This is a genomic window from Phytobacter palmae, from assembly GCF_039409775.1.
Taxonomy (GTDB): domain Bacteria; phylum Pseudomonadota; class Gammaproteobacteria; order Enterobacterales; family Enterobacteriaceae; genus Phytobacter; species Phytobacter palmae.
In genome coordinates, this window is sequence record NZ_JBCIVJ010000002.1 from 196,878 (window position 1) to 221,026 (window position 24,149).

Below are 24,149 nucleotides of genomic sequence, written 5' to 3' on the forward strand. Positions count from 1 at the left end.
TAGCCTAATTGGATAGGCTCTAAGGAATTAACCATGAGCAAACATTACGACTATATCGCCATTGGCGGTGGCAGCGGTGGCATTGCCTCAATTAACCGCGCCGCCATGTACGGCCAGAAGTGCGCGCTGATTGAAGCCAAAGAGCTGGGCGGCACCTGCGTGAATGTGGGTTGTGTTCCGAAAAAAGTGATGTGGCACGCGGCGCAAATCCGTGAGGCTATTGATCTGTACGGGCCGGACTACGGTTTCGACACCACCGTCAATCATTTCGACTGGAACAAGCTGGTCGCCAGCCGCACGGCCTACATTGACCGTATCCACACCTCTTATGACAACGTGCTGGGTAAAAACAATGTCGATGTGATTCGCGGTTTCGCCCGTTTTGTCGATGCGAAGACTATCGAGGTTAATGGCGAGACGATCACTGCCGATCACATCTTGATCGCCACCGGTGGTCGCCCAAGTCATCCGAAGATTCCGGGTGCGGAATACGGTATCGACTCAGACGGTTTCTTCGCCCTGCCCGCGTTGCCGAAACGCGTGGCGGTGGTAGGCGCAGGCTATATTGCCGTTGAACTGGCCGGAGTGATTAACGGGCTGGGTGCAGAAGCACATCTGTTCGTGCGCAAGCACTCGCCGCTGCGTAGCTTCGACCCGATAATCAGCGAAACGCTGGTTGAAGTGATGGCAGCCGAAGGCCCGACGCTGCATACCCAGGCTGTACCGAAAGCGGTGGTGAAAAACGCCGATGGCAGCCTGACGCTGGAGCTGGACGATGGACGCAGCCAGACGGTGGACTGCCTGATTTGGGCGATTGGCCGTGAACCGGCGAATGACACTTTCAATCTGGAAGTCACAGGGGTGAAAACCGACGAGAAAGGTTTCATCGTGGTGGATAAATTCCAGAATACCTCCGTGCCGGGTATTTACGCCGTGGGTGACAATACAGGAGCGGTTGAGCTGACCCCTGTCGCCGTGGCCGCAGGCCGTCGCCTCTCTGAACGCCTGTTCAATAACAAGCCGGACGAACATCTGGATTACAGCAACATTCCTACCGTAGTGTTCAGCCATCCGCCGATCGGCACCGTCGGTTTAACCGAGCCGCAGGCGCGCGAGCAGTATGGCGATAGCGAAGTTAAAGTGTATAAATCATCGTTTACCGCGATGTATACCGCCGTGACCTCTCACCGTCAGCCGTGCCGCATGAAATTAGTCTGCGTTGGCCCGGAAGAGAAAATTGTCGGTATCCACGGCATCGGTTTCGGGATGGATGAAATTCTGCAAGGCTTCGCGGTCGCGCTGAAAATGGGCGCCACTAAAAAGGATTTCGACAATACCGTGGCGATTCACCCGACAGCGGCAGAAGAATTTGTCACCATGCGGTAACCTCCTCCCCTGATGAACCCCTGTCCGGGCTACCGCGTGTAGCCTGGACAGGTGCGCAGCACCGCCTCCGGTAATAATATCTTCCTCCTCGATCTCTCCTGACACTATGCTGTCAGGAGGGGGGTGTCATTATCTCGTTGTCGAAAACACAACGAGGACGAGAAAATGAGCAACATTATCAACTGGTTTGAGATTCCGGTTCAGGACCTGCAACGGGCAACGGCATTTTATGCACATTGCATCAACGCGCAATTTCGTCAGGAGCATGTCGCCGGTATGTCGATGGCGGTCTTTCATTATCAGGAGCCGTCGACTGGCGGGGCGCTGGTAAAATCAGAGACGTTACAGCCTTCAACGGACGGCACCGTGGTCTATCTCTATACCGCAGATATCGCCGCTTCCCTCCAGAAAGTGGCGGAAAAAGGTGGCTCCTGCTGCTTCGGGCCAGAAATTTTACCGGATGATATTGGCACCATCGCGCTTATCATTGACAGTGAAGGGAATAAAGTCGGGCTTCATCAACCAGCCTGATAATGCTTATTGGATGCTGACAGGAAACTTGCCATGAGCCGCCGTGCCGATCGTCTGTTCCAGATAGTCCAGATACTGCGTACGCGCCGTCGGGTCACGGCCGCTCTGCTGGCCGAGAGGCTGGAGGTGTCGGAGCGTACCGTCTATCGGGATATTCGCGATTTGTCGCTTTCCGGCGTACCCATCCAGGGTGAGGCAGGGAGTGGGTATCGCCTGATGCCGGGTTTTGATATCCCACCGTTGATGTTCACCGCGATGGAAGTAGAAGCGCTGATCGCGGCGATCGGCATGCTGCAAACCTGGAGCGGCGACGCACTGGCTAACGCGGCGGGTTCGGCACAGGAAAAGCTGCTGGCGGTGCTGCCGACAGACAGACGCATCCTGGCCGAACGAAACCGCATTCTGACCCCGGACTTTGGCAAGCACCCACAGACGCGGCGCTGGTTTGATATATTCCATCAGGCCATGCGCCAGCGTGATGAGGTCTGGATTGGTTATGAGAACGAGCAGGGTGAAGGCTCTGAGCGGGTGATTCATCCGCTCGGCCTCTCTTTCTGGGGAGAGGTGTGGGTACTGGTAGCCTGGTGCGAGTTGCGTCAGGATTATCGCTGCTTCCGCCTCGATCGCTGCCTGGCCGTGACCTTAACCGGAAACCAGTTTGTCGAACGGCCCGACAGATCCCTTGAGGATTTTATCCGCCAGCAAAAAGCGAGAGCTAAGCGAGACGGTGAAAAGCAGTACTGACCGTCAGCAACCACCAGGCATGACACGCTCAATCTGCCCTCTACCTGCATTAGCGCGCCGGGACGTTACCCTATTTTCCCGGCCCTGATGTTAATCGGCCAGCTAAAGGTGCGCGTGCGGGCCGGGTCGCCCCAGAGGTTGCGCACATCATCGTAAAAACGAATTAGCAGGCCTTCCTGTCCGGCGTCACGCGCGCGCTTCACCGCAGACCAGGTGGAGAGATACCCCATCAAGGCGTCAAGATCCCACTGCAAACGAATCTCCATTTCCGGCACGGCCATTTCCGTAAACGGGAAAGCGATGCCCGCATACCCGTTGTCCACCAGTTGCCGTTCCGGAGGCCAGTAGGGGCCAATCTCGTCGTAGTAGAACTGGCGAAAGCGCGTCCAAATGGTCTCGTCAGGATTGAGAACGCCGTAGCTGATAATCGCGATCACCGCGTCTGGCGCCGCAATCCGCTGAACTTCACGGTAAAAGGCCGGTAAATCAAACCAGTGGGCTGCCTGGGCGACGGTAATCAGATTGATATCGCGCAGCGTCTGAGGAAGCTGTTCCGCCGGGCCTGTCAGATACTCAATGCGGGCATGCGGCGTGGCGTTGTCGATTTGCGTCTGACTGGGATCAATGCCCGTCACCTTGTTGAAAGCTGAGGCCAGTAAAAGGGTTAACTGGCCCGTACCGCAACCGACATCCAGCGCATGGCGACGCTCCGGCGTCACCGAAAGCAGGTAGTCCAGCAAGGCTGTGGGGTATTCCGGGCGATAGCGGGCGTAATCAGCGCCGCCGCTTGCAAACCAGTTCAGCATGGGGATTCCTCTGTTTAGTAAAAATACAGTAGTGCGAATGAATTTTTACGACAAGGGGAATGAAATGGAAATTGACGGGAAGGATAAGTGACGGACGCCGGAAATGAGAAAGCCGACTCCGCAGAGTCGGCCAGGTTGTCTGTTAAAGCTTAAAGCTACCAACGACGTTTTCGAGTTGTACGGTTTGTTCTTCCATGGACTGCGCGGCCGCCGCAACTTCTTCGACCAGCGCCGCATTCTGCTGCGTCGCGCTATCGAGCTGGTTAATGGCGATGTTGATCTGGGCAATCCCACGACTTTGTTCATCGCTGGAAGAGCTGATTTCTGAGATCAGTACGCCCACGCCTTCAACTTTTTCCATCAGGCCGTCCATCGTCGTACCCGCCTGACGGACCAGTCCGCTGCCCTGTTCAATGCTGCTCACCGACTCTTCAATCAATTTCTTGATCTCCTGAGCCGAACGGGCACTGCGTTGCGCCAGTGAACGAACTTCCCCGGCGACCACGGCGAAGCCACGCCCGTGTTCACCCGCCCTTGCCGCCTCCACCGCAGCGTTAAGCGCAAGGATGTTGGTCTGGAAGGCGATGCCGTCAATCACACTGATGATTTCCACCACCTTAGAGGAGGACTCATTGATGTTATTCATCGTGGAGACGACTTTGTTAACCACATTGGCCCCTTGTTTCGCCGCCGCTGAGGCCTCTTCCGCCAGCTTATTCGCCTGCAATGCATTCTCTGCATTAAGGCGCACGGTACTGGTTAACTCTTCCATGGAAGCCGCCGTTTCCACAATCGAGGCCGATTGATCTTCGGTACGCGAGGAGAGATTCAGGTTGCCGCTGGCAATCTGGCGCGAAGCCGAAGAGATCGCCATTGAGCTATTCCCTACCTGCTGCATCAGTTCATTAAGGAACGAAATAAACTTATTGAAGTTATTGATAATGGCGTTAAATTCCGGACTCTTACTTTGCGCAAGACGCTGCGTTAAATCCGCACCACCGCTGGACAGCGCTTCAATATTACGATTGAGCAGCGTCACATTATGGAAAATGTTGCGCACAATGATCATCATGATAAAGACGATAAGTATTCCAATAATCGCCTGCACGATGGTCAGTTTGGTCATAATAGCGTCAGACAGGCTTACCAGGTGGCTGCTCGGAATGTCGACTGCCATAAACCACGGGCTGCCGCTGATTGGCAGAACGAACAGGGAATGCGCCCCGTCTTCACCGTCATAGCTGCCACGCACTTCTTTTGTTTTACCCTGGCCTAACAGGCCCATTAACGGTGCCGCCGCCGGAATGCCCAGATCGCGAACGTTTGACAGCGCCGGTTTATCCTGTACGGAGGAACCGTTGCCGACGATTTTGCCGTCCGCTTCGACAATCAGTACGCTGCCGTTTACCGCTTTGCCCATGTCGACTGCAAGCTGGTTAAAGAAGCCCAGCGTCACGTCAATGGTCGCCACGCCCCAGGCTTTACCGTCTTTCCAGATCGCCATTGCACAGTTAGTCCTCGGCTGCGGGCTGGCTGCGTCCTGATAGGCTTTCGCCCATGCACATTCGCCTTTTGGCGCATTCATGCCGTCTTTATACCAGGGTTGTTCCCAGTATTTTGCCGATTCCGGCTGGTTCCATACGGTATTGACCTGCAGATTGCCGCCTCCGTCGCGGGCATAGAAGGTACTGAATTTGTCCCGTGCCGGATCACGCTGACCAGGCAAAGGCCAAATCCCGCCGCCGAATACGTTTAAATCGCCATATTGGTTAACCAGACGCGGTAATAATTCATCGATTTGCTCACTTTGCAGCCCGACAACCAATTCTGTGATTGAGCGTTGCTGAGCCTTAACGCGGTTCATCTGTTCTTTAATCGCGTTACTTTGTAATTCAACCGTCGCCTGAATATTTTTGGTCTCAGTTTCAATAATCTGCGGAGAAACGAATTGCTTTATAACAATATAGGTAACAATCAATAAGATAACGAAAAAGCTTATAAGCAACAGGCCAATTCGGCCCTGGGTATTTTTCCATGTCATAATGGCAGCACTCAATCTGGTTGAACTAGGTGTAATAACGACATTTATTTGAAATTCTTTAATCTAAATCGTGCTACGGTTTCATATAAAAGCGCATTCAAAGGACAAAATGATGTTTTAGAAAAAAACGCTCTGCCGTTCACATTTTTAAGTGCCATGCCCTGTTTCTATAAAAGATAATATCGGCGTAATGAATTATTTCCTGTGGATGAGCATACATCGATGATATCAATAATATTTTTATCAATATGCGAACATTCTCATGAAACCAGATATGAAAGCATTTTAATCGCTATGAGTAACCTTATATTTCGCAGGCAATTTCCCTAAGCTAAATATGTGCAACGCGATCCGAAACGAATACCATTCCCATCAAAATAAGCGTCTTCCTGTTAAAATGTCAGCCATGAGACAATATTTGCAGGTAATCAGATGAAGTATTTCCGGGTGATACATTGCGGACAACAATTCGGAAAACGGCCGCCAGGTTGAAAACACGTACATCATAAACGTCTGCGCACCGTGAGGGACAATTCACCAATCACTCTCAATATTTACGCTACGCGAGTCTCATACGCGTTTGCGCGTAAACTGTTGTTCCCGCATCTTGCTGCCCCACTGTTCCCCCTGCCACTCTTTTGCCAGCAGAAAACCAAAGGATTCATAAAGCCGCCGCGCCGCATCAAGTCCGCTAAAGGTCCACAGTTGCACCGCTGTGAAATTCTGACTGTCGCAGAAATCCATCGCTTCGCTGAGTAACCGACGGCCCACGCCGCTGCCACGGCAATCATCATCCAGAATGAACCAGCGAAGATGCTCCTCGTTATTACCCAGATCCTGCCCATCAATCGCGAGCGAACCCACAATCCGCCCATGATGAACGGCAAGCCAGATACGATTGCACGCCACATCCAGGCGCCCGGCAAAGTCAGCCAGCCCTGCCGCCACTTTGCTTTCAAAAAAACACCCGAAGCCATAATGGCGGGAGTAATAGCTGGCATGCATTTCGCTAATTCGGCCAATCATGCCAGGACGATAGCCTGAGACGATCTCAATCTCGCGTTGTTGCAATGGCACTTCACCGTTCCGGCAGGCTGCCAGCGCATGTGCATAAGCTGAAAGGCCAGCGGCAACAGCGTGTTGCCGGCAAGGGGTGAGATGCTCAAGCGCTTCAATTACCTGCATGCTGCCGTACTGGTTGATGCGCGCGACGCTCTCTTTTCCCTGAGCGGTGAGTTGCAGCTGTTTAAAACGCGCATCGACTCTGGACGGCACTTCATGAATTTCGCCCGCACGAACGAGCTTACCGAGCATACGGCTTACGCTGGATTTCTCCAGCCCCAACATCTGGACCAGTTGAGCTGCAGTCATAGCCCCCTGGTTGTCAATTTCTAACAGGGTATGCACCGCTGAGGGGGAATAGTCTGTGGCAGCAAGGGTGGCATGCATAAACCCCAGCTCGCGGACCATAAGACGGGAGGCAACACGGATCTCATTAACCAGACTGGCGTTTTGCATACCTGTAGCTCTTCAAAGAGATAGTTGAGTGATACAACCATCTGGTGGCATATCTGTCAACAGTCGCTCATGCGATCGTCTGCGTGAGCGTAAAAAAGCTAAAAATAGTCAAAAAAAGCATAAGCCTTACCGTGATTATTTTTTCACCACTAAAACAACCAAATAGCCACAGAACAGGCCTGCAAAGCGCGCCGTTTGCCGCTTCGCCTTTACAATCCTCTTCGCGCTAAACCCTTCACAGGCCGTATTTTTCGGCGCATAGTTGAGCAAATGTTCAGCAGAGGAAGAGAGTGGTTGTAATGGCAGACCGTCCGTTAATTATCCTGCAAGTAGGTTTCCCCTCAGAGTCTATTCGTGAAGCTCATGGCGATATCCCCGCCTGGTTTTGTCGTGCCATTCAGCATCCTCTGGAGAAAACAGAAGTGGTCAGAGTGTTTGAAGGCGAAGCGCTTCCGCCGCCGGATGCCAGCCGCGTGGCGGTGATTACCGGCTCATGGGCAATGGTCACAGACCGCCTCCCCTGGAGCGAAGCCGCCGCCGCGTGGGTACGCGAAGCCATATCAACAGGTATGTCGCTGTTTGGCGTCTGTTATGGTCATCAGTTAATGGCGCATGCATTAGGTGGGGAAGTGGAATGGCATCCGCAGGGGCGTGAGGTTGGCAGCCAGGCGATTCAACTTCATCCTCACGCCAGTAATGATGTGCTGCTCAGCACCCTGCCGCGTGAATTTCCGGCGCATTTGACCCATATGCAGACCGTCTCCCGCCTGCCGGAAGGGGCGCTGGCGCTGGCGTCATCCGCTCATGATCGGCACCAGATTGTTCGCTACGGACCCAATGCCATGTCGACGCAATTTCACCCGGAATTCACTCCAGAAATCGCCTCTGACATGATTCGCCAGCGCGAGGCTGTGCTGATTGAAGAAGGGTTTGATCCGCAGGCGCTATTATCAGCTGTTCAGCCGTCGCCGGAAGCTACAGAATTGCTGCGCCGCTTTGTACATCAAGCGCTTAATCGTGTGGCACCCCAGCAGGATATGCTGGCGCAGAGTGCCTGATGAACCATTGGGGGCATGGTTATGCCCCTGAAAAGAAAAATTATTGGTAGGTAAAGGTGAATTCACTGTTAGCTTTGACGAGGCCGCTCTGTACTGCACCACCTTTATAGTAATAATAAGCGTTAAAGTTTAAATTTTCACTGTTAGCCGCCGCGCTCAGTACTTCAATATTGTCACCAATTTTTATCGCATTACTGTTATACATAAGTTGAACACCAATATTATCGTTACCACTGAATGTGTTTACCAGAACATCTTCGCTGGCAATACCTGACATTTTGTCACCATTAAATTTGACACTGACTTTGGGTGAGTATTCGCAGGCGAGATTAATATGAAATTCTTTGGTCACACGGGTGTAGCGCCCGGAACCATGGCTCACTAAATCAGTACGATTAACCACGGGTAGGGTAACGTTGTTATCGAAGTTTTTGACATCACAGGTAGGAATAATGGGCGTGACAGATCCATTAAATTTAAAATAGAGATTAGCAAGCGATCCTATCCGTGATGATCCATATTGCCGTAATCCAATAGTCGCAATATTCGCACCATTCGGAATTGCAGCATAAGGATTATGGCTATTTCTCTTTAATCTAATTGACACCGGCTGGGTTGCCCTATTACTCACTGCCGTGGACGTTGAGCCATTCGTAGAGCAAATCCCATCCACCCAGACACATTTATTTATCGCCGTAGTACTGGACATCCAACTTGAATTGGCGATTTTAACTTCAATCGTAAATTCACGATCAATCAGTGCTGGGTCCAGTGTAACTGATTCAATCTTAACCAGATCTTTTGAAATAGGATTTGGCCAGCCATTCGCGGTGACCGACGCTGCTCCACTTGCTAAAGAAGTAATATCTCCCAATGTATTGGGGAAGCCTGAAGCATTCATATAGGCTGTTGCACTTGATTGATTAAAGTTAAAAGCCATAGCGCTTTTGGATAAGAACAATATGAACAGTGCACTTTTAAAATTCAGTTTCCCTTGAATCATAACAATCTCGTCCTTGTAAATGAATTAATGTCACTGGCAACATAACCACCTTGAATTATTCAAAATAGTTATATTTATTCATTCTCAGGCATCCTCAGACGTCTGATGTGATTAATAAAATGTAATTTCCATAACTTATACCCCGCTATTCGGGTCGTCAAGTCAGCAGTTATTAAAAATCAGACATCATTTGATGATTTTATTAATAATTCATTGGATGAATCCTTGGTTATTTAAAATCGATTGCTTACGATGATAAATCTAAGGTTGTTGGTGAAGAATATTTGAAAAAATGGTTATACATCAAAACTAACCACCTTTAATTCACTGATCAGCCACTGCAATGCCGACTGATAATCAAATAAGCGATGTGTTAACAGGATTAAGTCATAAGACGGTGCGCCATCGGGTAAATCCATAATTCGCAGCGGCATCATCGCGGCAAGTTCCTTCGCAATGCGGTACGGTACGCACATCAGATAACCCGACGCCACCGCCACACGCCCACCCACCGCGTAACTCTGCACCACCGTTGTTAGCGGGCGGTAGAGGTGCTGCGTCAGTAGCCAGCTATCAATATGGTCTGCGCCGGAACTGACCGCCGGGAGATGAATTTGCGCTTCCGTGACCAGGTGTTTAAGAGTCAGTTGTTCAGGAAGATCGCGACGCTCCACCGAAGCAATCGCCACATAATGGTCGGAAATCAGTGGGTGTTTATTAAAATAGTGGGGGATGTATTGCAGATTATCCACGCCGATAAAGGCATCCAGTTGCCCGCGTTCCACCCGTTCAAACTTAATGGTTTCCGAAAGAATATCGACGGACAGGCGAACATTAGGCGCAGAGTGTTTAAATTTCGCCGTCAGCGCAGGCATATACATAAATTCGAAGTAATCCACCGCGCCTATGTAGAAGGTGTGCGGATCTTTGCTCGGGTCGAAGTTACCTTTTCCCCGTGTGGCCGCCTCCAGTTTGCTCAGGGCATTTTCAATGACCGGGATCATCGACGCCGCGTAAGGCGTCGGTTCCATGCCATTGCGGGTGCGAACGAACATCTCATCATTAAGCTGTTCTCGCAGGCGATTGAGCGCATGGCTGAATGCCGACTGAGTAATATTGGCTTTGCGTGCCGCCCGGGTGACATTTTTTTCTTTGGCCAGAATAGGCACCAGGCGCAGCAAATTCAGATCCATCACCACTATGTACCCCATTCATTATTTCATGCAAATAATACATTTTATGCATAACACTGGAGATTGCTATAGTCATCACAACGTAAAGTAAGCACGCCTGGTGTTTATAAACTGCACACTTCAACATCTGCTTTTATGGAGACGCTCATGAGAAATGTAACGGTTGCCGCTACTCAAATGGCCTGCACCTGGGAACTGGAAAAAAACGTTGCCAACGCTGAGCGTCTGGTACGTGACGCGCACAGCAAAGGCGCGCAGGTTATCCTGATTCAGGAGCTGTTCGCGGCCCCCTACTTCTGTATCGATCAGAGCCCGGAGCACTATGCGCTGGCGCAGGAAGTAGCCACCAGCCCGTTGATCAAACATTTCTCCGCCCTGGCAAAAGAGCTGGAAGTTGTTCTGCCGTTAAGCCTGTTCGAAAAACACAATAATGCGTACTACAACTCGCTGGTGATGATCGATGCCGATGGCACCGTGATGGAAACCTACCGTAAAACGCATATTCCGAACGGCCCGGCCTATCAGGAAAAACAGTTCTTCATCCCAGGCGATACCGGCTTCAAAGTGTGGAATACCCGCTACGCGAAAATCGGCGTGGGCATCTGCTGGGATCAGTGGTTCCCTGAAACCGCACGCTGCCTGGCACTCAATGGCGCGGAAATCATCTTCTACCCGACGGCAATTGGTTCTGAACCAGCTTACCCGGATATCGACAGCCAGCCGCACTGGACGCGCGTTCAGCAGGGCCACGCTGCGGCAAACCTGGTGCCGGTTATCGCCTCTAACCGTATCGGTACCGAAGCGAGCAAATATATCGAAGGACTGGAAATGACCTTCTACGGTTCATCGTTTATCGCCGATCAGACCGGTGAGCTGGTCGCGCAGGCCAACAAAACCGACGAAGCGGTGCTGGTACACACCTTCGACCTGGACGCGATTGCCGCACAGCGCGCGTCATGGGGCCTGTTCCGCGACCGTCGTCCGAACATGTACGGCACCATCGCCACTTCTGACGGCAGCGAAAGGAGCAAATAATGTCCGCGCTGACAACTCCGCGTCAGGATGGCTTCGCTATGCCTGCAGAATGGGCGCCGCATCAGGCAGTCTGGATGTGCTGGCCTTATCGTACTGACAACTGGCGCGCCAATGGTGCGCCCGCACAGCAGGCGTTCGCCGCCGTGGCTGAGGCCATTTCCCGCACCACGCCGGTTATTATGGCGGTGCCCCGTGCTGAAATGGACAAAGCGCGCAGCACCATGCCAGCCAGCGTGACGCTGATTGAGATGGAAAGCGACGATGCCTGGATGCGCGACACCGGCCCAACCGTGGTCCGTAACCCGGCGGGAGAGATTCGCGCCGTGAGCTGGACGTTTAACGCCTGGGGTGGTTTGCAGGGCGGCCTGTATGAGAGCTGGGATAAAGACCAGCTCGTGGCAGGTCAGGTGGCGCAGTATCACCAGATGCCGTGCTATCACACTGACCTGATTCTGGAAGGCGGCTCTATTCACGTTGATGGCGAAGGTACACTCATGACCACCGCAGAGTGCCTGCTTAACCCGAACCGCAACTCACACCTGTCACAGGCGGAAATTGAGCAACAGTTGCGTGAGTATCTGGGCGTTGAGACCTTTATCTGGCTGCCGGAAGGGGTATTCAACGACGAAACCGATGGCCACATCGACAACATGTGCTGTTTTGTCCGCCCGGGTGAAGTAGCGTTGCACTGGACTGACGACGAGAACGACCCGCAGTATGCCCGCTCCGTTGCCGCACTCAACATCCTGGAAAACACCACGGATGCACGTGGTCGCAAGCTAAAAATCTGGAAAGTGCCGTCACCGCAGCCGCTGTATGCCAGCGCAGAAGAGACCTGTGACGTCGAAAAAGGGACAGCGATTGAGCGCACCGAAGGCAATCGTCTGGCGGGCTCTTACGTGAATTACCTGGTCAGTAACGAGCACATTATTTACCCGCTGCTGGACCCACAAACCGATGCGCAGGCCGAAGTGCTGTTCCGGCAGATGTTCCCGGATTTTCTGATTACCGGCGTTCCGGCTCGGGAAATCCTGCTCGGCGGTGGCAATATTCATTGCATTACGCAGCAGATCCCGCGTTAATTGCGCAGCCCCCTCTCTTTAAAAGGGAGAGGGGCAAACCCGTCATCAGCCCGCTCGATAAATCTCCCCGTCTCCTGTGAGGATTCACGGATGCGGCGCAAGCCCCTTAGCCGGACTACGATTTTGTAGCCCCGGTAAGCAAAAGCGCCACAGGGGAATGCTCCTGACCCCGCGTCATTCGCACGTACTCGACGCCTTTTTTAAAAAACTTCTCACCTTCGGCACGGAAACCAAACTTCTTATAGAAATTGACGGCCCCGATACGCGCATCAAGGCACACTTCCCGTACCCCGTCTGCCGTCATCTTTTCCAGTACCGACTGCAACAAAAAACCGCCAAAACCCTGCCCCTGATAGGTATCAAGAGTCGCGAATTTGCGAATCTGGCAAACCGACGCATCCAGCATAAAGACCGACAGGCAGCTTACCAGCTTACCGTTATGCAGCATGCCGAAATGCAACGCATCCTCGTCACCTTCCACCCGTGACGCATCACGGGGAAGTTGCGGCCATAACACCGGATGGCGAATATCAAGGCACTCATCAAGCGAAACCGTCGCGAATTCCATTATCGTCTCATGCAAATAGTGGGAAAACGCTGACGATAGCACGCAAAGGTGGCGGCAGGTCATTCGATAACCTGATGCACGGTTAATGCAGCGTTTCCCATAACAGCTTTATCAGCAGCGTGGCGGCCAGAATCAGGAACAGACGGCGGATCCACAGATTTCCGCCGCGCAGGGCAACACGTACGCCTACCAGCGAACCACAAATCGCGGAAACCCCTAACGGTATCGCCATTTCGTAATGAATCAGACCATTAGGAATTAAAAAGAATAGCGTGGAGAAATTGGTGCCGAAATTTACCACCTTCGCGCAGGCCGTGGCGCGTAAAAAATCAAAATGGAAAAAACGGATAAATAAAAAGAGCAGAAAACTGCCGGTCCCCGGGCCGATAAAGCCGTCATAAAAACCAATCGCAAAACCTGACAGTATCCCCTTAGCCAAATCGCCCCGGGTGGGTTCCCGGCTGGTATCGCTATGACCGAACTGCGGTTTAAACCACGTGTACGCCAGCATGATCGCCAGTACCACAATCACTATCGGACGCATCCAGTCTGATGGCATAAAATCAAGCAACCTTATGCCCGAGTATGCGCCAATAACCGCACTGATTGCGGTCGGCAAAATCAATGTCCATGGCAATCGCAGGCGCGCGGTAAATTGTTTAATAGACATCAGGTGCCCCATTACTGAGGAGCACTTATCGATTCCCATTATTTCGGCAGGTGTGAAATGCGGCAGAGTAGAATAAAACGTCGGCATGATAATCAACCCACCTACGCCTACCGCCGCATTGATAATTCCGGCAATAAATGCCACGGGTATTAATACCAATAATTCACTGCTCATTTGGTTTCCTGGTTCAGCGTACAGGCCTGCCACCCGCACGCGTGGGGGGAGCCTGTGAAAAGTGGAATCGCGTTTTATTTATAATCCGGCGGCTATAGTAAATTTGCGATTTATATCTGTCCAATATATAAATCTCTATATATTTATATATCCGGAAATATAAATGGAATTCCGTCACCTTCGCTATTTTCTGGCCGTGGCCGAGGAGCTTCACTTCACCCGCGCGGCAGAAAAGCTCAACATCGGCCAGCCGCCATTATCACAGCAGATCCAGGCGCTTGAGGAAGAGCTGGGCGTTCTGTTGTTCAATCGCACCCGGCGCAAAGTCGCCCTCACAGAGGCGGGCGAGCATTTGGCGATTAAGGCGAGGGAGATGTTGCGACTCAGCAGCGACCTGCCCGCAGATCTACAGGCTATCGCGCAGGGAAAAAGCGGGGAGTTACGCATTGGGTTTACCACCACCGGGCTGCTGGTTGATGAACTCAGCGAACCGCTCAAAGCCTTCCGCCGTCAGTTCCCTGCGGTTCGGGTCACCCTCAGCGAGATGTACTCACAACAGCAATTCACCGCTCTGCTGAATGAAGATATCGATGTAGGATACATTCGCGTCACGCCGGGCACAGCCCGTGATGGGCTCAATATCCGGGTTATCAGACGTGACCAGCTCTGCGTCGTGCTGCCGGACGATCATCCCAAAGCCACCTGTGAAACTCTCACCATCACCGATGTGAAAGATGAGCCTTTTATCTTTTATCCCGACACAGCCGGTGCGTCGGTGCCGGATAAGGTCAGGCGCATGTGTCAAAAATCGGGCTTCACCCCGTACGTAGTGCAGGAAGCGGCGGAAGTATTGACCCATATCGGGCTTGTCGGCGCCGGAGTTGGCGTCTCCGTCCTACCCAGGCCTATCGATCAGCTCAAACCAAAGGGGGTGAAATTTATCCCTCTTACCGAAGATGATGCAGAGTTATGCATGGCGATTGTCACCCGGGAGAGTGAAAATAACCCGCGAACGCTGAATTTTTTGCAGTTGCTGCCTGGCATGAATAGAGGAAATTCACCAGGCTAAAGGGATTGCCCGGAATATTCATAACCTGTTGCATTTTGAATGTTCTGAATTCTGGCGCTGCGCTTGCTGACATGTAGTAATTAAGCGACTGAAATAATAAAGATAAATAGATTTCGCTCTGTTTTCACCAGGGATTAAGTGTGATCTAGCGCACGCTTTGCACCCCAAAGATCGAAGCGAATGTCTAAGCTTATATATATGCCGGGAAACACCCGTAATCTCTTACGACGACCTCCGGAGGCCAGTATTATTATGTTCAACCAGAAACTTCACAGCGCTGAATCCGTAGAATTTGGGATCACAGAAGAACCCCGCTACGAAATCGATCCCTGCGAGTTAAAACTGGCTGAAATGATCGACGCGGAGCCGGAACCGGAAATGATCGAGGGGCTGCCCGCTTCGGATGCCCTGACCCCTTCCGATCGTTACCTGGAACTGTTTGAACACGTTCAGTCATCGCGTATTTTTGCCGACAGCAAAACATTCCCGGACTGTGCGCCGAAAATGGATCCGCTCGATATCTTAATTCGCTATCGCAAAATTAAGCGCAAGCCCGATTTTGACCTGCGTCTGTTTGTACAGGCGCACTTCTGGATGCCGGAAACCTATGGCAGTGAATATGTTTCCGATCCGGAAAACTCTCTTAAAGAGCATATCGACCAGCTCTGGCCAGTGCTGACACGTGAGCCGCAGGATCATATCCCGTGGTCATCGCTGCTTGCCCTGCCACAGGCCTACATCGTCCCCGGTGGCCGATTTAGCGAAACCTACTATTGGGACTCCTATTTCACCATGCTGGGGCTGGCGGAAAGCGGTCGCCACGACATGCTGAAATGCATGGCGGATAACTTCGCCTGGATGATTGAACGCTACGGTCATATTCCGAACGGTAACCGTACCTATTATCTCAGCCGTTCGCAGCCGCCAGTGTTCGCCCTGATGGTAGAACTGTTCGAAGAGGATGGTGTGCGCGGTGCGCGGCGCTATCTGGACCATCTGCTGATGGAGTATGACTTCTGGATGGATGGGGCGGAATCGCTGCTGCCAAACCAGGCCTATCGTCACGCGGTACGTATGCCTGACGGTTCCCTGCTCAACCGTTACTGGGACGACAGGGACACGCCGCGAGATGAATCCTGGCTGGAGGATGTGGAAACAGCTAAGCACTCCTCTCGCCCTGCTAACGAGGTTTATCGCGACCTCCGCGCAGGTGCGGCTTCCGGCTGGGACTACTCGTCGCGCTGGCTGCGTGACGCCAATCGCCTGGCAAGTATTCGCACCACCCAGTTTATCCCAATCGACCTGAACGCCTTCCTGTTCAAACTGGAAAGCGCTATCGCCAATATTGCCGGTTTAAAAGGCGAACGGGAGCAGGAGGCGCAATTCCGTCAGAAAGCCAGCGACAGACGCGCGGCGGTCAATCGTTACTTGTGGGATGAGGAAAAGGGCTGTTATCGCGATTACGACTGGCGTCGTGGTGAAATGGCGCTCTTTTCAGCGGCCAGCCTGGTGCCTTTGTATGTCGGCATGGCCACCCATGAGCAGGCCGATAAGCTGGCAGAGGCCACGCGCACCCGCCTGATGACGCCTGGCGGCATTCTGGCAACAGAGTATGAAACCGGCGAGCAGTGGGATAAGCCCAACGGCTGGGCTCCTTTACAGTGGATGGCGATACAGGGCTTTAAATTGTATGGCAACGACGCGCTGGGCGATGAGATTGCCCATAACTGGCTGCGTACCGTTAACCATTTCTACCAGCGCCACCACAAGCTTATTGAGAAATACCATATCGCCAGCAGTACGCCGCGCGAAGGGGGTGGGGGTGAATATCCGCTCCAGGATGGCTTTGGCTGGACAAACGGTGTGGTTAGACGCCTGATTGGCTTATACGGGGAGCCGTAGCTCCCCCGTTGACTCAGTCGATAACATCATAAATAGCCGACTGAATATCCGCCCATTTTTTCGTGTTATCGTCAGGCGCAGCCTTATAACGCAGTTGCGCCTGTTCCATTTCATAACGCTGACGTCTCACTACGGGTTCCGACGTACAGAATGCCTGCAAGTAGTTCTTACGCAGCGATGTCAGCTTCGTGCCAGAGGACATCTCATGCGTCATGTTCTCGATAAACCGACGACAAGGGCGGTTTTCATCCATCTGCAACCGATAACGCAGCAACATCTCCAGCACATCAGTGTAATCATTCGCCATTGCCTGTTCTGTCCATGACAATTTCCAGCTCATCCCCGTGCGCAGAAACAGCGAAACCACGCGGGTATCGTTGCGGTCGATAGCAGAACGGAAGTTGCCCTCATCACGGCTGATCCCCATTTTGGTCAGCTCCTCTTTTGGCGTCACTTTCTCTTTATCCTGAGAGATAGGAACCGTAATGCGCCCTTGATCCGCCAGCGGCACCGATACGGATGAGTCGCTGAACAACCAGAATGCTCCCGCCACGATGACCAGCACCGCAACACCGACTGCGCCCCACAGCGCTTTGGTAAGCATTTGTTCACGCTCCTCGCGGGTACGCGCGGCGCGTTTTTCCGGCCTTTCAATTCCATCGCGAATTTGCATAGCATCACCTCCCGCTGCACGATCTTTCTTGCGCGCCTGTTCCCAGAATCTCTCTAATTCATCTTCCGCCTCTTGCAGCAAGCTTGCGGGATTAATCTGTATGCGCCCGTCATCCCATGCTCGCTGCACTGGCCCGGTAATTTGCGGGTAATAGTTATCCAGCAGCATCACCTGGTTCGAGGTTAACGGTTGCCCCGCGACGACGGCACTGCGGATTTGCCGAATATCGTCCAGAAAAGTTTGCAGCGTTTTGCGCGGCTCAAGAAACAGGCTCAATACCGGTGAATCATTAAAAAGCCGGGCATAATGCTGACTAAATTCTTTTTTATCAATTAATAAAAGTGCCAGCTCGCTAAATAACATACCGCTGAGTACGTCGTTGCGATCGCCGATTTTCAACCAGCGACGAACGCAATCGGCGCCAAAACGCGTTTTCAGATGGTTGCTAAGCCGCAGCGCATCCGGCCAGGCATTCGTAACCAGCGATTTGAGCATCAACTCCAGTGCGCGTAACTGTTTTAACCCCTGCTGTTGCCCTTCGCGGTCCGCATTAAGGGTTGTCGGATAGGTCAGCAACGGCTGCTTTGCCCGTAGATGTTCCAGCGTGCGCACAAAACGCAGAGCGACAATGAGCTGGTTCTCTGTAACGTTCTGCCCCTTTTCATAATAGGGTACCAGTTGTTGCAAATGGCGTAGCTGCAGAGTGAATTGCGTTAATTCCGCATCATTGAGCCTTAACCGTTTCGCGACAGCGCCCCAACCGCCCAGGCTCAGACGCGCAATATCGAGTTGTTCAAGAAACCAGCGAGGGTCCTTCCCTTCGTCAAAATGCACATTAAGCAGCATTAATATTTCTTTTGATGCCTGACGAATAATTCCTGTGCATTGCTCGAATTGTTCCCCCAGGTTCTGCGAGGATATATGGGTCATTCTTTTCCTTTAAGTACAACCGGCGAAATAATTAACTGGCAAAAAGAAACGTTAATTTTTCTTTATTTATGGATAGTTAAAACATAGACCAGTTAATGATTATTATCAGTGATTGCGGTTTTAACACGAAAAAAACAATGGAGCTATTTTTATGCCGACGCTGCAAACTCCCCGGCTCATCTGCACTCCGATAACGCCACAAGACTGGCCTTTTTTCCTCGCACTGCAGCAGGACCAGCAGGTCATGCGTTACGTTGCCGAAGATCGCCCGCCAGAGGTCATCCGCGAGGCATTTGATGCCCGTCTGCCCGCCTGGTCTCCCGGCAGTGAACACTGGCTATGTCTCGTCGTTCGCGATATCGCCACGAAGGCCCCGCTTGGGGTCACGGGTTATCGTCACCATGAAGCAGACTGCGCCGAAGTCGGTTTTCTCTTTGCCACCCAGGCGCAGGGTAAAGGTTACGGGCTGGAGTCGTTACAGGCACTCTGCCGCTATGCCTTTGCCGAAGGGGGAGTACGCCGACTTATCGCGACCGTGACGGCAGGAAACAACGCCTCAAAGCGTTTGCTGGAAAAGGTGGGTTTTGTGCAGGAAGGTGAACTGCGCGAGGCGTTCTGGCTGGCGGGTCGCTGGCATAACGACTGGCTATTTGGTCTGCTGCACCATGAATACCGCGAAAGCAGATAATTCACCTGTCATCTTCCTCTCTCTGTGCCAGGCTTAGGCAGTGTTTTGGCAATAAAGAGGAGTGCATATGAAGAAGATTCTGCTGATAACAGGTTTTACAGCATTATTCTCCATGGCGGCATTCGCGCAGGATGCGACTGGTTTAAAGACGGATAAAGCGCCGCCACCGCCGCATAAAATGGAAGATGGCTATCGTGGAATGGAAGATGCCCGTAGCATGACCATTCAACAGGCAAAAACCATGCATGACGGAGCTTCCGTTTCGCTCAAAGGGTACCTTGTGAAGAAAACGGGGGAAGATCTCTATCAGTTCCGCGACAAAACCGGGCAAATTGACGTGTATATCCCTATGGCCATCTTCGATGGCAAAAATGTCTCCCCGGATGAACTGGTGGGCATTAGCGGGTCGTTAGATGCTAAACAGAAGCCGGCGCGTATCAAAGTGAGTCACTTTCAGAAGCAATAATTATCTCACCGCCCGGGGGCATGACGCCGCCGGGCAAATGATAACGCATTTTACTGATATCAATAGAGAAACCACGCTAAGCTATCGGACTTCTACAGGAACATCCCGCCAGAGACTTCCACGCGCTGAGCATTCATCCATGCCAGATCATCACTCAGCAGTGCCGCCATCGCGCCACCAATATCATCCGGCTTACCAACGCGCCCCAGCGCCGTTTGCCCGGCAATATGTTTATTAATTTGCGGGTTATCACGGACTTCGCCACCGCGGAAATCGGTCTCAATCGCGCCAGGGGCAATGATATTGACGGAAATCCTGCGAGCACCCAACTCTTTGGCCTGATAGCGGGTCAGCACTTCCATCGCCCCTTTCATTGCGCCATAAGTCGCGTATCCCGGCAGCGCAAAACGCGCCAGTCCGCTGGAAACATTGAGGATGCGACCACCATCCGCCAGCAACGGCAACAGGCGCTGCGTCAGGAAGAAGGGACCTTTAAAATGGATGTTCATTAATTCATCAAATTGCGCTTCGCTGGCCTCAGCGAAGGGAACTGCAATGCCGACACCGGCATTGTTCAATAAATAATCAAACGTATCCCGATTCCACACGTTTTTAAGCTGCTGTTGTACATTCAGGGCGAAAGCTTCAAAGCTCGCTACATCGCCGACGTTTAACTGTAAAGCCACCGCTTTCACGCCTTTTCCCTCAATTTCCGCCACAACTTCATCAGCCGCCTGCTGGTTGCTGTTGTAGGTCAGGATAACGGCGGTTCCGCGTTCAGCCAGCTTCAGCGCTGCGTTTTTCCCCAGTCCACGGCTGCCGCCGGTTACTAATGCGATACGTTGTGTCATAAGAAACCTCGTTTTGTTTGCTGTTCACTGTGGAAAAAGCTTATTAGCTGGTGGTAAAACAATAAAGACGCTGAATTACGCTTCACTGTTTCATTTACAACAACAATGGATGCAGGCGATGGATAAAATTTATGCAATGCAACTGTTCATCCGCGTGGCAGAACTGGAGAGTTTTTCCCGCGCGGCAGACTCATTAGGACTCCCCAAAGGCAGTGTTTCGCGCCAAATTCAGGCACTGGAAAATCACCTCGGTACACAGCTCTTACATCGCACAACACGACGGGTACAGCTCACCCAGGACGGTATGGTCTATTACGAGCGGGCCAAAGATTTGCTCGCCAATATGGACGAACTCGACGGCCTTTTTCTGCACGACCCTTCAAGCATCAGCGGGCGGTTGCGCGTTGATATGCCTGTGGCGGTAGCGAAAAACCTGGTTATTCCACGGCTACCCGCGTTTTTGCAGCACTATCCCGGCATTGAGCTGGAGCTGAGCAGCAGCGACCGGCTGGTGGATATTATTCGCGAAGGGTTTGATTGCGTGGTGCGCGTCGGCACGCTGAAAGATTCCGGCCTGATTGCCCGCCCGCTGGGTAAGCTTTCGATTATCAACTGCGCCAGCCCCGACTACCTGGCGCGCTTCGGCTATCCGGAGAGTCTGGAGGATCTCTCTTCGCATGCGGTCGTCCATTACGCCCTCAACCTCGGCGCACGTCCGCAAGGCTTTGAAGTTTGTCTTGATAAACAGACCACATGGGTGAAAACCGGCGGTATTTTGACGGTAAACAGTACCGAGACCTATCACGCCGCCTGCCTCGCAGGACTGGGGATTATCCAGGTGCCGCGCGTCGGCGTACGGGAGGCTCTGCGCGCAGGAAAGTTGGTGGAGATCCTGCCGCAATATCGTGCAGAACCCATGCCGGTATCACTTATTTATCCCCATCGCCGTAATCTGTCGCGCCGCGTACACCTGTTTATGGAGTGGCTGGCCGGGGTGATGAAAGATTATGTCGATTAGACGCAGTCTATAATTTTATTTACTGCGAGCTATAAAGAAGGAAAATTGCCCTGATGACGCCGGAAAACAGCGAAAAACGTCCGACCCAGGATCTGGATTACGAGCCAGTCAGAAAAATGGACACCTCGGGAATATCAACGAAAGACAACACTCCCAAATCTGATGACAACGCGGCGCGATCAACGCTGGAAACCGTCACTGACGTGGCGAAAAAAGTGCAGCGCCGTCCGATGATTGCGCATCTGATTCGCGCCACTGAGCGTTTTAATGACCGTATGGGAAACCAGTTCGGCGCGGCCATCACCTATTTCTCATTTTTGTCGATGATACCCATCCTGATGGTCTCTTTTGCCGCTGCCGGGTTTGTTCTGGCCTCACACCCCACGCTATTGCAGGATATTTTCAATAAAATCCTGAACAACGTGAGCGACCCGACGCTGGCGACAACCCTGAAAAACACCATCAATACCGCCGTGCAACAGCGAACGACGGTAGGTATTGTCGGGCTGGCCATTGCGCTCTACTCCGGCATTAACTGGATGGGCAACCTGCGCGAAGCGATACGCGCACAGTCGCGGGATGTCTGGGAGCGAAACCCTCAGGACCAGGAAAAAATCTGGGTGAAATATTTCCGTGATTTTATTTCGCTGATTGGTCTGCTGGTGGCGCTGATTGTCACCCTTTCCATCACTTCCGTTGCCGGTTCGGCGCAGCAGATGATTATCTCCGCACTCTATCTGGATAATATTGAGTGGCTTAAACCTGCATGGCGACTGATTGGTCTGGCGATCTCTGTATTTGCCAACTACTTGTTGTTCTTCTGGATTTTCTGGCGTCTACCGCGTCACCGTCCACGTAAAAAAGCATTGATTCGCGGTACGTTTATTGCGGCGATCGGCTTTGAGGTGATTAAAATCGTGATGACATATACATTGCCATCGCTGGTGCAATCGCCTTCTGGCGCCGCCTTCGGTTCGGTACTGGGCCTGATGGCATTCTTTTACTTTTTTGCCCGACTGACGCTGTTTTGCGCCGCATGGATTGCCACTGCGCACTACAAAGACGATCCACGCATGCCAGGCAGAACACACCGTTAAAACCCTAATTGGGCTGAATATTTCAGCCCAATTCATCATTTCAGCATTAATATCCAGGTTGTAACTTTTATTTAACCGAAAACCAGTTTTAAATTCTATTATTGAAAATATGTGAAGCATTTCATAGAAGATAAATCGTAAGTCTGAAAATTATCCGCTTTTTGCCTGGTTTTCGTACGTTTCCGCACTTTGTTACAGATTGAAATGTCGCTTTTGCTGTGGCTAATATGGTCGTTCGTTCGCCAAAAATAAGAAAATTTTATGCAAGCCACAGCCACAACCTTAGACAACGAGCAGGAAATCACGCCGGTAAACTCACGCAGTAAAGTCGTTATCGCTTCACTGATTGGTACCGCCATCGAGTTCTTCGATTTCTACATTTATGCCACTGCGGCAGTTATCGTTTTCCCGCATATCTTCTTCAAGCAGGGGGATCCGACCGCCGCAACGCTGCAGTCGCTCGCTACCTTTGCGATCGCTTTCGTTGCACGTCCAATCGGCTCCGCCGTGTTTGGTCATTTCGGCGACCGCGTAGGGCGTAAAGTCACCCTGGTTGCGTCGTTGCTGACAATGGGGATCTCTACTGTATTAATTGGCCTGTTACCGGGCTATGAGACCATCGGCGTGATGGCGCCGCTGCTGCTGGCGCTGGCACGTTTTGGTCAGGGTCTGGGCCTGGGCGGCGAATGGGGCGGCGCGGCGCTTCTGGCGACAGAGAACGCACCGCCACGTAAACGTGCGCTGTATGGCTCCTTCCCACAACTGGGCGCACCGATTGGCTTCTTCTTTGCAAACGGCACCTTCCTGCTGCTCTCCTGGTTACTGACCGACGAGCAGTTTATGAGCTGGGGCTGGCGCATACCGTTCATCTTCTCTGCCGTGCTGGTGCTGATTGGCCTGTACGTGCGTGTTTCCCTGCATGAAACACCGGTTTTTGCGAAAATTGCCGCTGCGAAAAAACAGGTGAAAATCCCGCTGGGTACCCTGCTGACCAAACATGTCCGTGTAACCGTGCTGGGTACCTTCATTATGCTGGCCACTTACACGCTGTTCTACATCATGACCGTCTATTCCATGACGTTCAGCACCTCGCCGACCGGGCTGGGTATGCCGCGAAACGAAGTGCTGTGGATGCTGATGATGGCGGTAATTGGTTTTGGTGTGATGGTGCCGGTCGCCGGACTGCTGGCCGATAAATATGGCCGTCGTAAAAGTATGATCACAATTACAACACTGATCATTCTGTTTGCACTGTTCGTTTTCCCGCCGCTGTTAGGCTCCGGCAACCCGGCGCTGGTAATGGCTTATCTGCTGATCGGTCTGAGCCTGATGGGGCTGACTTTTGGCCCGATGGGTGCACTGCTGCCAGAACTGTTCCCGACCGAAGTGCGCTACACCGGTGCATCCTTCTCGTATAACGTGTCATCGATTCTGGGCGCGTCCGTTGCCCCGTATATCGCCACCTGGCTGCAGGCGAACTACGGTCTGACGTATGTGGGGATTTATCTGGCGGTAATGGCAGCCTTGACGCTGACCGCGTTGGTGCTGACTCACGAGACCAAACACCAGTCACTGTAATGGGCAGGGCCTGATGGCCTGCCCCTGACCTCTTTCCCGGGTGCGGCGTAAACGCCTTATCCGGGCCA

The 24,149-nt window shown here is 52.3% G+C and carries 22 protein-coding genes; 13 read left to right on the forward strand and 9 right to left on the reverse strand.

What is annotated here, in order from left to right; translation table 11 throughout:
- The first annotated feature begins 33 nt into the window (after nucleotides 1-33).
- The 3 genes from gorA to AAIG39_RS03640 all read left to right on the forward strand — a co-directional run bounded on the left by gorA (nucleotide 34) and on the right by AAIG39_RS03640 (nucleotide 2,661).
- Nucleotides 34-1,386: a glutathione-disulfide reductase gene (gene gorA, locus AAIG39_RS03630; protein WP_249569473.1), complete on the forward strand. Its 1,353-nt coding sequence runs from the start codon at nucleotides 34-36 to the stop codon at nucleotides 1,384-1,386.
- A gap of 165 nt (nucleotides 1,387-1,551) precedes the next feature.
- Nucleotides 1,552-1,917, forward strand: coding sequence for a VOC family protein (locus tag AAIG39_RS03635; RefSeq protein WP_343193206.1), 366 nt, complete (start codon nucleotides 1,552-1,554; stop codon nucleotides 1,915-1,917).
- A gap of 33 nt (nucleotides 1,918-1,950) precedes the next feature.
- Nucleotides 1,951-2,661, forward strand: coding sequence for a helix-turn-helix transcriptional regulator (locus tag AAIG39_RS03640; RefSeq protein ID WP_343193207.1), 711 nt, complete (start codon nucleotides 1,951-1,953; stop codon nucleotides 2,659-2,661).
- Nucleotides 2,662-2,726: 65 nt separating this feature from the next.
- On the opposite strand, the gene AAIG39_RS03645 is transcribed toward AAIG39_RS03640, so the two are convergent.
- From AAIG39_RS03645 to AAIG39_RS03655, 3 genes are all read right to left on the reverse strand, one after another.
- Nucleotides 2,727-3,467 (reverse strand): class I SAM-dependent methyltransferase, encoded by a 741-nt coding sequence (locus tag AAIG39_RS03645; RefSeq protein ID WP_343193208.1) that lies wholly within the window; start codon nucleotides 3,465-3,467, stop codon nucleotides 2,727-2,729.
- A gap of 142 nt (nucleotides 3,468-3,609) precedes the next feature.
- A complete protein-coding gene (locus AAIG39_RS03650; protein ID WP_343193209.1) occupies nucleotides 3,610-5,508 on the reverse strand; it encodes a methyl-accepting chemotaxis protein in 1,899 nt (632 codons plus the stop codon).
- Between the two features lie 570 nt (nucleotides 5,509-6,078).
- A complete protein-coding gene (locus AAIG39_RS03655; protein WP_343193210.1) occupies nucleotides 6,079-7,026 on the reverse strand; it encodes a helix-turn-helix domain-containing GNAT family N-acetyltransferase in 948 nt (315 codons plus the stop codon).
- Nucleotides 7,027-7,325: 299 nt separating this feature from the next.
- On the opposite strand from AAIG39_RS03655, the gene AAIG39_RS03660 reads away from it, so the two are divergent.
- Nucleotides 7,326-8,084 (forward strand): glutamine amidotransferase, encoded by a 759-nt coding sequence (locus AAIG39_RS03660; protein WP_249569549.1) that lies wholly within the window; start codon nucleotides 7,326-7,328, stop codon nucleotides 8,082-8,084.
- 40 nt (nucleotides 8,085-8,124) lie between these two features.
- Here the strand turns inward: AAIG39_RS03660 and AAIG39_RS03665 are convergent, their stop codons facing one another.
- Entirely contained in the window at nucleotides 8,125-9,087 is a 963-nt protein-coding gene (locus tag AAIG39_RS03665) for a fimbrial protein (protein WP_343193211.1), read from the reverse strand.
- Between the two features lie 296 nt (nucleotides 9,088-9,383).
- Nucleotides 9,384-10,298 carry a LysR family transcriptional regulator gene (locus AAIG39_RS03670; RefSeq protein ID WP_343193212.1) on the reverse strand — a complete coding sequence of 305 codons (915 nt, stop codon included), beginning with the start codon at nucleotides 10,296-10,298 and terminating at the stop codon, nucleotides 9,384-9,386.
- Between the two features lie 129 nt (nucleotides 10,299-10,427).
- Between AAIG39_RS03670 and aguB the strand changes: the two genes are divergently transcribed.
- The gene (gene aguB / locus AAIG39_RS03675; protein ID WP_090083804.1) at nucleotides 10,428-11,315 is read left to right on the forward strand and encodes an N-carbamoylputrescine amidase; all 888 of its coding nucleotides are present in this window, start codon (nucleotides 10,428-10,430) and stop codon (nucleotides 11,313-11,315) included.
- Nucleotides 11,315-12,397: an agmatine deiminase gene (gene aguA, locus AAIG39_RS03680; protein ID WP_343193213.1), complete on the forward strand. Its 1,083-nt coding sequence runs from the start codon at nucleotides 11,315-11,317 to the stop codon at nucleotides 12,395-12,397. The genes aguB and aguA overlap by 1 nt, the downstream gene beginning before the upstream one ends.
- A 115-nt stretch (nucleotides 12,398-12,512) precedes the next feature.
- Here aguA and AAIG39_RS03685 read toward each other — a convergent pair whose 3' ends face one another.
- A complete protein-coding gene (locus tag AAIG39_RS03685) occupies nucleotides 12,513-12,965 on the reverse strand; it encodes a GNAT family N-acetyltransferase (protein ID WP_343193214.1) in 453 nt (150 codons plus the stop codon).
- Nucleotides 12,966-13,047: 82 nt separating this feature from the next.
- Nucleotides 13,048-13,809, reverse strand: coding sequence for a sulfite exporter TauE/SafE family protein (locus tag AAIG39_RS03690; protein ID WP_343193215.1), 762 nt, complete (start codon nucleotides 13,807-13,809; stop codon nucleotides 13,048-13,050).
- 163 nt (nucleotides 13,810-13,972) lie between these two features.
- Between AAIG39_RS03690 and AAIG39_RS03695 the strand changes: the two genes are divergently transcribed.
- The gene (locus tag AAIG39_RS03695; protein ID WP_343193216.1) at nucleotides 13,973-14,878 is read left to right on the forward strand and encodes a LysR substrate-binding domain-containing protein; all 906 of its coding nucleotides are present in this window, start codon (nucleotides 13,973-13,975) and stop codon (nucleotides 14,876-14,878) included.
- 252 nt (nucleotides 14,879-15,130) lie between these two features.
- Nucleotides 15,131-16,780, forward strand: coding sequence for an alpha,alpha-trehalase (locus AAIG39_RS03700; RefSeq protein WP_090083796.1), 1,650 nt, complete (start codon nucleotides 15,131-15,133; stop codon nucleotides 16,778-16,780).
- 13 nt (nucleotides 16,781-16,793) lie between these two features.
- On the opposite strand, the gene AAIG39_RS03705 is transcribed toward AAIG39_RS03700, so the two are convergent.
- A complete protein-coding gene (locus AAIG39_RS03705) occupies nucleotides 16,794-18,383 on the reverse strand; it encodes an STY4199 family HEPN domain-containing protein (RefSeq protein ID WP_343193217.1) in 1,590 nt (529 codons plus the stop codon).
- Nucleotides 18,384-18,534: 151 nt separating this feature from the next.
- Between AAIG39_RS03705 and AAIG39_RS03710 the strand changes: the two genes are divergently transcribed.
- A complete protein-coding gene (locus AAIG39_RS03710) occupies nucleotides 18,535-19,071 on the forward strand; it encodes a GNAT family N-acetyltransferase (RefSeq protein WP_090083793.1) in 537 nt (178 codons plus the stop codon).
- Between the two features lie 67 nt (nucleotides 19,072-19,138).
- Nucleotides 19,139-19,537: a YdeI family stress tolerance OB fold protein gene (locus AAIG39_RS03715; protein WP_090083791.1), complete on the forward strand. Its 399-nt coding sequence runs from the start codon at nucleotides 19,139-19,141 to the stop codon at nucleotides 19,535-19,537.
- A gap of 92 nt (nucleotides 19,538-19,629) precedes the next feature.
- On the opposite strand, the gene AAIG39_RS03720 is transcribed toward AAIG39_RS03715, so the two are convergent.
- Nucleotides 19,630-20,388, reverse strand: a complete 759-nt coding sequence (locus AAIG39_RS03720; protein ID WP_343193218.1) for an SDR family NAD(P)-dependent oxidoreductase — start codon at nucleotides 20,386-20,388, stop codon at nucleotides 19,630-19,632.
- Between the two features lie 118 nt (nucleotides 20,389-20,506).
- Here AAIG39_RS03720 and AAIG39_RS03725 point away from each other — a divergent pair, with 118 nt between their 5' ends.
- From AAIG39_RS03725 to AAIG39_RS03735, 3 genes are all read left to right on the forward strand, one after another.
- Nucleotides 20,507-21,406 (forward strand): LysR family transcriptional regulator, encoded by a 900-nt coding sequence (locus AAIG39_RS03725; protein ID WP_090083788.1) that lies wholly within the window; start codon nucleotides 20,507-20,509, stop codon nucleotides 21,404-21,406.
- Between the two features lie 53 nt (nucleotides 21,407-21,459).
- Nucleotides 21,460-22,503, forward strand: coding sequence for an inner membrane protein YhjD (gene yhjD, locus AAIG39_RS03730; protein WP_090083787.1), 1,044 nt, complete (start codon nucleotides 21,460-21,462; stop codon nucleotides 22,501-22,503).
- Between the two features lie 261 nt (nucleotides 22,504-22,764).
- Nucleotides 22,765-24,081, forward strand: a complete 1,317-nt coding sequence (locus AAIG39_RS03735; protein ID WP_090083783.1) for an MFS transporter — start codon at nucleotides 22,765-22,767, stop codon at nucleotides 24,079-24,081.
- Nucleotides 24,082-24,149 lie beyond the last annotated feature (68 nt).